The sequence below is a fragment of the Cupriavidus sp. UYPR2.512 genome, from assembly GCF_000379565.1.
Lineage (GTDB): Bacteria > Pseudomonadota > Gammaproteobacteria > Burkholderiales > Burkholderiaceae > Cupriavidus.
Window position 1 is genome coordinate 1 of the sequence record NZ_KB902874.1, and the last position, 9,320, is coordinate 9,320.

At 63.0% G+C, this 9,320-nt stretch carries 9 protein-coding genes and 2 pseudogenes; 3 read left to right on the forward strand and 8 right to left on the reverse strand.

Going from position 1 to position 9,320, the window contains the following annotated elements:
* From A3A5_RS0106855 to A3A5_RS0106865, 3 genes and pseudogenes are all read left to right on the forward strand, one after another.
* Nucleotides 1-256 (forward strand): annotated as a pseudogene (locus A3A5_RS0106855) (IS630 family transposase); the annotation flags it as partial.
* A gap of 182 nt (nucleotides 257-438) precedes the next feature.
* Nucleotides 439-1,422 (forward strand): tyrosine-type recombinase/integrase, encoded by a 984-nt coding sequence (locus A3A5_RS0106860; protein WP_018309869.1) that lies wholly within the window; start codon nucleotides 439-441, stop codon nucleotides 1,420-1,422.
* Nucleotides 1,423-1,545: 123 nt separating this feature from the next.
* Nucleotides 1,546-1,995, forward strand: coding sequence for an HU family DNA-binding protein (locus A3A5_RS0106865; protein WP_018309870.1), 450 nt, complete (start codon nucleotides 1,546-1,548; stop codon nucleotides 1,993-1,995).
* Between the two features lie 68 nt (nucleotides 1,996-2,063).
* Here the strand turns inward: A3A5_RS0106865 and A3A5_RS43040 are convergent, their stop codons facing one another.
* The 8 genes and pseudogenes from A3A5_RS43040 to A3A5_RS44465 all read right to left on the reverse strand — a co-directional run.
* Nucleotides 2,064-2,222, reverse strand: coding sequence for a hypothetical protein (locus A3A5_RS43040; RefSeq protein ID WP_018309871.1), 159 nt, complete (start codon nucleotides 2,220-2,222; stop codon nucleotides 2,064-2,066).
* Between the two features lie 49 nt (nucleotides 2,223-2,271).
* A complete protein-coding gene (locus tag A3A5_RS0106875; RefSeq protein WP_018309872.1) occupies nucleotides 2,272-2,469 on the reverse strand; it encodes a hypothetical protein in 198 nt (65 codons plus the stop codon).
* 6 nt (nucleotides 2,470-2,475) lie between these two features.
* A complete protein-coding gene (locus tag A3A5_RS0106880; RefSeq protein WP_018309873.1) occupies nucleotides 2,476-2,754 on the reverse strand; it encodes a hypothetical protein in 279 nt (92 codons plus the stop codon).
* Between the two features lie 81 nt (nucleotides 2,755-2,835).
* Nucleotides 2,836-5,163 carry a nuclease SbcCD subunit C gene (locus A3A5_RS0106885; protein ID WP_018309874.1) on the reverse strand — a complete coding sequence of 776 codons (2,328 nt, stop codon included), beginning with the start codon at nucleotides 5,161-5,163 and terminating at the stop codon, nucleotides 2,836-2,838.
* On the reverse strand, nucleotides 5,151-5,669 hold the full coding sequence (locus A3A5_RS0106890) for a hypothetical protein (RefSeq protein ID WP_026200535.1): 519 nt from the start codon (nucleotides 5,667-5,669) through the stop codon (nucleotides 5,151-5,153). Before A3A5_RS0106890 ends, A3A5_RS0106885 begins: the two co-directional genes overlap by 13 nt.
* A 162-nt stretch (nucleotides 5,670-5,831) precedes the next feature.
* Nucleotides 5,832-7,253 (reverse strand): DNA repair exonuclease, encoded by a 1,422-nt coding sequence (locus A3A5_RS0106895; protein WP_018309876.1) that lies wholly within the window; start codon nucleotides 7,251-7,253, stop codon nucleotides 5,832-5,834.
* Nucleotides 7,254-7,392: 139 nt separating this feature from the next.
* Nucleotides 7,393-8,724, reverse strand: a complete 1,332-nt coding sequence (locus A3A5_RS0106900) for a hypothetical protein (RefSeq protein WP_018309877.1) — start codon at nucleotides 8,722-8,724, stop codon at nucleotides 7,393-7,395.
* A 351-nt stretch (nucleotides 8,725-9,075) separates the two neighbouring features.
* Nucleotides 9,076-9,320: pseudogene (locus A3A5_RS44465) on the reverse strand (hypothetical protein); the annotation flags it as partial.

The window sequence follows — 9,320 nt, forward strand, 5'->3', positions numbered from 1 at the left end:
CATGCACTTCACGCCCACCTCCGCATCATGGCTGAACATGGTCGAGCGGTTCTTTCGTGACATCACAACCGAGCGACTTCGCCGCGGCGTATTCACCAGCGTGCCGGAACTGGTCGACGCCATCAACGAGTACATCGCTCACCACAACACCAACCCCAAGCCGTTCATCTGGACCAAGAGCGCTCGCGACATCCTACAGAAGGTCATTCGTGCCAACCGCCGCTTAAGTTCCAAACAGAATGGAACATTGCACTAGCGTGCTGCTTCGCGCAGGAGGACCGCCTGGAGCGGATCGCGGACATGCTGGACGCCGCCTACCCTCGCTACGCCTGCACCCGCGCCAGACTCGCCGCGCGCCGCAACCGTTACGGACAGCCGCGGTTCTGACCCCCTCACCTGCAAGCGATATCCGCCGCGTAGCGGTGGCAGGGGTGCGGGATGGGACAATTTCAGTATATAACAGTGGGCATGACGCAATTGGACTCCCTCTGGTTCAGCAACCCAACCCTGGCATACCGGGATTGGCAGGCTCGTGAAGCGGCCGGCGCTGATCGCCGACCTTTCTCGGCGCGCTCGATCGTCCAGCATCAGGCGATGTTCGAGCATTTTCGTCGGCACCTGCTGGCGCGAGGCACGACCATCACCTCATTTGGCGCGGCCGACGTCGACGCGTTCTGGCAGTCGCCCGATGGCCGCACGTACTCGCAGGCCACCCGCATGCGGTATGTCAAGCTGCTGGACCGGCTGTGCCGCCATCTCGTCTTCACCGGCATACGGCACGACAACCCGGCCGCTGCCCTGCTCTCAGCCGAACGCTGGCCAGACCAGGAGCCAACGCCTCAGTTCCTGACCGAAGCTGAGGATGCGCGGCTGCAGGCGTATCTCAAATCGCCTGCTGGCGATCTAGCCAGTTTGCGCAGCATGGCAATCGTTGCGGCATTCCTGGGTACGGGCATTACAGCGGGGGAAGCGCGCGCGGCCCGTTGCGCGGATCTGTGGTCGGACGCGACCCCGCCCTACCTCCTCGTGCAGGCGCATGGACCACGAGACGCCCGCACGGTGCACCTGGCTAGCTTCGCGATACCGACACTGCAGGTCTGGAGCACCCGGCGCGCGGCCCTCCCAATCAAGGGCGAATTGCTTTTCACGCTCACCCCGGATGGTCGACCAATCACCGACATGAGCTTGGGGCGTATCGTGTCCGAGATCCTCAACGCGATCGGTGCCAAGGACGTTGAAATGAGCCCGCGCACGTTGCGCAATACTTTCTGCCGGCGCTACCTACTGGCCGGTCACTCTCGCGATGAGGTTCGCCACATGTTGGGGCTGGCCAGCAATCGCACCTGCGACCGAATCGCCGCGACCCTAATGCCGGCGGACCAAGCGCTTCAAGAAAGCGCAGGGCGCGCGCGCCAAGACTAGCGAAGCGGAAGATTATGGATATCTCGATTCCCGCTTGCATACGTGGGCGCTTTTGCTATTCTTCGGCCGTGCGCCACACCAAATATCGCTGTCAGGCGCGCACTTTACTAATCAGACACGACTATGGCCACGAAAACGAAACCTGTAGCAAAGACTGCAACGAAGACCGCAGCTAAGAAGGCTGCCCCTGCCAAGACGGCCGCTCCTGCCAAGAAAGCCGCTCCCGCCAAAAAGGCTGCCGCTCCCGCCCCGGTCGCCAAGCCGCTGAAGGACACCTTCAACAAGTCCAGCCTGCTGGCACACCTGGTTGCCCAGACCGAACTGGACAAGAAGACCGTTCAGACCGTGCTGGCTCACCTGGAGAATACCGTGCTGAGCGCGGTCCACAAGAAGGGCGCCGGCGAGTTCACCCTGCCGGGCCTGTTCAAGGTGTCGGCCATCCAGGTGCCGGCCACCAAGAAGCGCTTCGGCAAGAACCCCTTCACCGGCCAGGAGCAATGGTTCGCCGCGAAGCCGGCCAGCGTGAAGATGAAGGCTCGCCCCCTCAAGAAGCTGAAGGACGCTGCCATCTAATCGCACGGCGCACGCAAAAAGAAAAAGCCCCGAAATCTTGAGATTTCGGGGCTTTTTTGCATGGGCTGTCAGAAGAGCGAGCGCTGAAGTGTAGCAGCTTGCTGCCACGCTACCTGGCTGGCCTCCGGCAGGTCCTCGAAGGGCACCACCACCGGTCGCAACGCGTCGAAGTCATTGTCCTCGATTGGATCGAGAGCACCCTGCGGAAAGAGATAAATGGTTTGCATGTGACATCTTTGGGGCTGAACTCCTATGGGTTGTAGATTGATGGAAGTGCTACAGATCGGCGAGAAAAGCGGTCACAACGCCGTCTTCCGTGCCGGCCAGGCGTTGACCATCGCGACAGCCCGAAAAATCAACCGCCTTCCGTTCGATCTCGTTGGCCAACTGGCGCAAGTGCCGCGCCGCTTCGGCCGGACCGGTGGTCCCCTGAAACGCGGGGCCACCAATATCGATGTCGACAATGAGCTTCATAGCTAATCAGGTGGCAGCCGCTTGCGGCACCAGCTTGCGCAGGGCCTTCTGGTTGCTATCGATGTAGGTTCGCATGCCATCAAGTTTCACGGCCAGCTGATGGCCGAAGCACGCAGCATCGTGCGAGACTTCAACCTGCTTGGCCAACTCGAAAGCCGCCAGCACCTTGGTCCGGTCTACATCGGCGCCCATCCACCCGAATATTTTGAAGAATGTGTGCACCTTCTTGCCGCGAGGCAGCAGCTTGGCGGCGTGTTCCGCCGAAATCATGATCTTCTTTGACATGGTTGAAATTTGGTGTCACAGGAAGAAAATCGGCCAGCCCCCTGCGGGACAGGCCGTACCTTGAAAAGGAAGCGCCGACAACTACGCCGCGACAGCCAGCGCAGCCACGTCAATGACGCCATCGGCTTCATCGACCAGGTCGGGCGTATGCGAGATGAAGAACTCCCGCTCATACCCGCCCTGACGCAGCACCTCACGCTTCATGCGCATGAACGCGCGCTTACGCTCGGGATCGAGAGGCCCGTCGGCCTCGTCAGTGAACAGCGTCTGGAACGACCGCCCGGAGTCCTGCGCCCGGTAGAGCGCAATGCCACGGGTCAGGCACTCGTTGATCCAGATCTTCTGTCCACCCGACATAACAGCGAAATTCTTCGCGCTGTCACTCTCGGCGTCGTGCACGTCGATCTCAAACCCCTCGCGCTTATCGCCATTGACCAGCGTCGTCTGTGTCTGGATTGCGATGGTGAATCGCGGCCCGTAGCAGGCGAGCAGCAGGTCGTTGACGATGCGCGTGAGCGCCGGACCGGCGTCATCGATGGACAACGCGATGACGCCGTCATTGCCCAACGCCTTCGCCAGCAACTTCCATTGCGCGATCTCGTCGGAGAACCGGTCAGCCCTGCCCTGTACTGCAGGCAGGCCGGACAGCACCGCCTCGACGCGCTCGCACTCGGTGGCCAGGCTGGTTTGCTGACGAATCAATGCTTCGATCCGCGCATCCAGCGCTACCACTGCCTCCCGGGTCTGGCGTAGGCGAACGTCCATGGCGGCCAGCAGACCGGTGACGTCTTCCGTCGCCAGCCCGGACAGCTCACGCTGCACGACCGACAACTGCAAGGCGGCTTCGGCAAGGTCTCGATTGTGGCGAGCCGTGCTGGCAGCGTCCTCGTCGGTCAGGGCGGCAAGATCGCGCTCGGCTTGCGCCAGCCCTTCCTGCGCCACGTCCAGCATCGGCTTCTTTGCCGCGAGGGCTGTCAGCCGTTGCAATTCCTGCTGATCGCGGGCCAGGGCCGACTGCATGTCAACTAGCGCGTTACGCTGGGCAGCCAGGAGGGCCACGGCTTCCGCCATCGGCTTCATCGCCTGCAGCTTCGCCTGGTAGCTTGCTCGCAGGTCCTGCACAAGGATGACCTGCTCGCCCAGCTTCACCTTGGCGTCACGCGCTTGCGCGAGTAGCGGACATGTGGCGTGCATCGGATCTGCCCGGCATGGCACCGTTTCGATCACGTCGGCTTGGCCCTTTAGCGAGGTGGCAAACTGCGCCGCTGACTTGCCGCGGGCTTCCAGTCCTTGGAACTCGGTGGAAAGCGCCGCGTGCTGCGTATGCTGCGCTTCCAGCCGGCTGACGGCCAACTGTTGCGTGGCAAACTCGCCCTGCTTCTGGCCAATGGCCATCTGCAGCGCATCACGTTGCTCGGCGGCCCCGAGAATGGCCGGCCCTTCGGCCAGCACCAGCCTGCGGCTGGCGATCAGCTGTTCCAGCTCACGGCGCCGCGTCGCGGTGCGGGTGGCCAGATCCCGCGGATCCACTTCCAACTGCCGCCGGCGCGCGCCCAGTTCGGTTTCCCGTTGCCTGAGTTCGCGCAGACGCGCCTCGATCGCCGCGCTTGCTGTTTGCTTGGCCGCCAGCGTCGCGCGCTCCTGGAGGAGCTTCGCGCCGTCGGCAGTCTGCGCATCCCGCTCACGCCGCGCCGCGGCCAAGGCCTCGTCGGTCAGACCGATCTCCCGGCCTAACTGGGCGGCCCGCTCGTGCTGGGTCGACAGGCCGACCAGTTCGCGCTGCAAAGCGTCCAGATGCCTCACCAACCCTTTAGACACCTCGGCGGCTTTCGCCGACAGGTCGCGCAGGTGGTCGATGCCCAGCAACTCGGCGAGCAGCGTCTTGATCTCGCTGGCTTGGTAGCTGGCGATCGGGCGTCGGTTCTGGGCCGAAAACACACTGGTGAAGAATGCTTCCGGCGATCCCAATACCGCCTCAATGCAGCGGTTGTAGGTATCGGCCTTGCCATCCGACAGCGTGCCGTCGGGTAGCTGCAACGGTACCCAGTCACCGTTGGCACCCTTCTCGAACAGGTAATACTCAGCCTTGCGGCTCTTGCCCGGGTTGCGGAACGCGAACGCCGACCGGTAGTGCTTGCCGGCGTGTTCCCATTCAAGATCCTTCTCGCCACGGGTGCCACAGAGGTGGTCCCAGTAGGAGAAGGCGTCCGCGGACATTTTCGAGGCGTGGCTGGGCATGATCGGATACGGATGGAGGTTGTCCATCAATGTCGTCTTCCCGGCCCCGTTGGGGCCGACCAGTGCGATCAGGCCGGGTGGCAGACCGGTGAGGTCCAGCGTCACGCTGTCACGGCGCATACCATCGAGCACGCCATGAAACCCCGCAAGGGTCAGCTTCAGTGGGCGCATTCGGATACCTCCATGCCAGACATCGACACCAGGTAGTCGCCGGGCAACTCCATCACATCGCCCTCATAGGGCGGCATGTCAGGGACACCTGTCGGCGCGTCCCGCTCGGGCAGCCCGGCCAGCGCACGCTCCAGGGAGCGCACGGCGGCGGCGAACTGCTGCCGGGCGAGCGCAATCACGTCCGGCCACACGGTGCAGCCGCACAGCGCCTTGAGTTCCAGCGCGCTCCACTGGCTAGCATAGCCGTGGGAGAACGACCAGAGCAGATTCTGCATCTCCAGCGATGGGGTGACCTCATACCAGTGCTGGCCATCGGCGGCGTGCACCGCGAGGACCAACAGATGATCGCGCTGCGCCACCACCGTGCCGCGCCCAGCGCCAAACGGCTGAAACAGGGTGCTGCGGGTGAAGCCGTGCGCGTCCGCCAAGCGGGTGGCCAGTGCGGACGCCGCCAAGTCGGTTTGAAACGTATGGGCCCAGTCCGGGCCAGCAGGGTAAAGTACCATCGTGCACTCCAAGGGGGACGGAGTGCATCCCGGACGGGAAGCACCCGTCAGGGGTCAAAGGGATCAAACAACGGTCGATGCGCCCGAAGGACGCGGGTAAAACCTTGTTTCGACAGCCCCCGAAGGGGCTCTCGGAACATGGCTTTTTGCCAGGTTCAAGGGTTAGGCGGCAGCTTCCGCAAACAGGTCGTCGGTGAGCCAGTCCATCGCCGGTTGCGGTGTGCTCGGCCTCACGACAACAGGCATTGGAGCCTCAAACGGTAGCGGCATGGCGGCCACCGCGGGTTCCGGTGCCATCGACGGCGCGGTTTGCGCCCTGACGACAGGCCCCTCGACGCGATCCAGTTGCTGCAGCACCAGGTCCGCGATGGCCTGGGGCTCGGTGTGCTCCAGCATCGACAGACGATCCAGCAATGGGTTGGTGTCGACTTGCGTCAGCTCGCCCCATCGCGCGATCTTCGCCGACAGGCTGGCGGCGCGACTAATGCCTTCGGCGCGGCTGCGCACTGCAGGCAGGACCCGGCCTTCCAGTTTCACCTCGGCCGCCTTGCCAAACAAGGCGCCGATGGCATTGCGATCGACCACCTGACGGTGCTCCTCGTCCACCACCCAACGGATGCGCACGAACTTGTCGGTTGCGCTCGCGGCGACACGGGACAGCTCGTCCATGTCGGGCGGGCCGTTGAATTCGATGCACAGCGTCTCCCGGGCGGGCGTCACAACCGGAGTCGTTTCAGCAGCTCCCGGCACGACGCGCCATTGCAGGTAGGTCTTGTCGCCGATCTCGCCGTAGTGGAAGCGTCCGATCGAGCCTGGATACGCTACCAACCGCCCCTCGCGGTCCCATTGCTGGGCGCGGTGGATATGGCCGAGCATGAACCCGTCGCAGTGCGCGTCGAAGAGAGCCCCGATGGTGAACTCGTGATCAAATCCGGCCATCGGCACGCCATGCTCAGTCTGGCAGCCGTTGACGGTGCCATGCGAAATTCCCACCGTACGGATGCCGCGTGCGCGCAACGTCCGATTCACCGTACCGGCTGCATGCAGGTAGACGGCAAGATGGCCGCCGACTGCGGTCGCAGCCTCCGTTGCCCCCACTGTCGCGGCGAGCATGGCCTTGTTGACGGTGGGCACGCAGGTGAAGATCACCTCCGGCGGCCCGTCAGCAAGCAGCGCCTCGATATCGACTGGCGTGAACAGCGCGCCCGCAGATGCGACGAACACGCCGTCGCGCAGCGCCACCTGGTGGATGCGGTCAGCAATGTAGACCGGAAAGCGACTGCCAACGAGCCGGAACAGATCCAGCGTACCTGGAGGCTCATGGCTGAATGTTCCTTGAAGCATCATCACGAGCATGTGCTCGGAAAGCTGGCGGATGCGCTCGGCCAGGACACGCAGCGCCGGGGTATGGGCGTCCAGGCGATGATCGGTCGAGTCGCCCGAAACGATGCCTACCCGGCTGCCTGCGGCGATCGCATGCTTGACGGCAAAGCCGAAGCAGCGATCCGCTTCGGCCAGATGCTCGGTCGAGTAGTGCAAATCAGAAAAGTGAGCCAGCAGCAGGCTCTCAGCTGTATTGAGCATGATGTGATTCTCCAATGAGGCGTGCGCCAGAGACGGCGCGCGGAAGGGATGATTGCGGCTCGGTTGAGCCATGGGTGAAAGGAATTGAGGGAACGCCAAGGTGAACGGCGCATTGCGCGTCGTTCACCTTGCTAAGCCGTCAGACAGAAGCCGAGGCCTCACGCACGCGGGCTCGTACCTGCTCGCGGAAGGTCATCGGATCCGCCAGCGCGACTTTCATCCGGCCGATCATGCTGTCGACGTCCTTGGGCCGTCTGGTCCAGCCCTGACCATATTCGATCCGCGCAAAGATCAGCAGGTCCATCTTGTCCTGCCCCTTCGCCATGGCAAGACGAGCGGCCAGGTCGGCGAGCACGCTTTCACGGTCGTCGGGATCGACTTCGAAGGGTATCGGTTCAGCTGTCGACACCTGCGCAACAGTCGATGCTATTTCAGATGCCAATGGCATCGTGGCGATATCAGCGAGCGACGACGCAGGCGGCGCAGATGTTGCGGGCATTGTGGCGTTTGTGCCTTCGAGCAACGCGACCGCCTGGCTTGCAACGTCGAGCGCCGGGGCCATCTGGTCCGCGCCATCCAGCAGCGCGCCCATGTCGATATCCGCGTCTAGCATCGTGAGCATCTGTTCCTGCCGCATGGGCACGCCATCCTCACCGATGCGGGTAATCTCGACCGCCTCCTTCGAAATCCAGAACTGCAGGCCAGCCAGACGGCCGCCCCGCGCCAATGCCACCGTCTGCATGGCGGCATACGCCTTCTGCAATACGTAGATGGAGTTAGTCGGCAGTTCGATCAGGCCGAGACCCCTAATATCGACGATCGCAAATATGAAATTCGCGCTCAGGTTGCACTTGCGCTCCTGGTACTGCGGGCAGTGATGCGGGTCGCAGACGCCATCGGGAATGGCGTCGTCTTGGCGAAGAATGATGGTGCGCCCGCCGAACAGGCGCTTGGCACGCTGCGCACGCTGATCGACTTCCGGTGCCGCATACATCTTGCAGTACCGCTTGCCGTCGGCGCCGTACTCCGAGAAGTACTGCAGGCCCCGAGCGCTCCACGCCTTCAACTGGTTTGGCAGGTTCGCCATCCAGTCGTCGAAGGCGAAGACAACCGGGAAGCGCCACAGCTTCAGGCCATCGCCGCGATTCTCACCGTACTTCTGGAGGATTTCGTCGGCGGTGGCCGGGTTAGTGAAGTCCGAACCACGGCAGGTGAACCAGCCGGTGTTCTTGGGTACCAGCGCGTTGCGCAGTTTGGTCTTGCGCTCGATCTCGTTGCCGATCGCCTCGAACGACTCGCCGAGTGCAAGCATGGCGTCGTGGATCTTGACCGCCTCCGGGTTGGCCTTGGCGGCCTTGGTGAGGATTTTGATACCCGGACGGATCCTGCCAATGATGGGCGGCCGCGCGGGCCGTTCTTCTATGAGACTGCGGGGATGCCCGAAGTTGGTGTAGCTAATGGCTCGTTGCATGGTGCGCTTCTCCTGCGTTCAAGGACTTGAACGACGGCGACGCGGATGGACGCAGCATGCTCCCGAAGACGCAGGGCTATGTCGGCCCCGCGCTGGGTCGTTACTTGGGAAAGGAACACCGCTTGGGCGGGCTCCGCTAGACAGGCCACATGGGCGGCCTCACACAAACTGAGCCACGCACTGGGCCGGCCGACATAGTCGGACCGCCGGCGGGCGAGCATGGCCGCAATCGCAGTACGAATTTCGGAATTCTGGTCGATGGCAGACAGCATGCTCGGCTCCTGGGTCGTGGGTTCCTACAAACAAAAAAAGGCTCGTCGGCGGAATCTGTGGGTGAAAGCGGATGTGCNGCTAGCCGAGTGAAGCCCGATTCAGGTACTGATAGAGCTTGCGACAGGTTGCATCAAAGGAATTTTGTGCGGACTCGGAGATAACTGGCCAGATGAGAGGGCCGCCGTCTTCCTCGATGAGCTTGTCCAGGAGGGTTGCCACAGGGAGGGTAAGGAGATCGGGATCTTCATGGCGTCGTCGGATCATTTCGCCACCGAGCATCCAGATGTGATCGCGGTGCCGAAGCAATGTCTTGCGTGCGTATC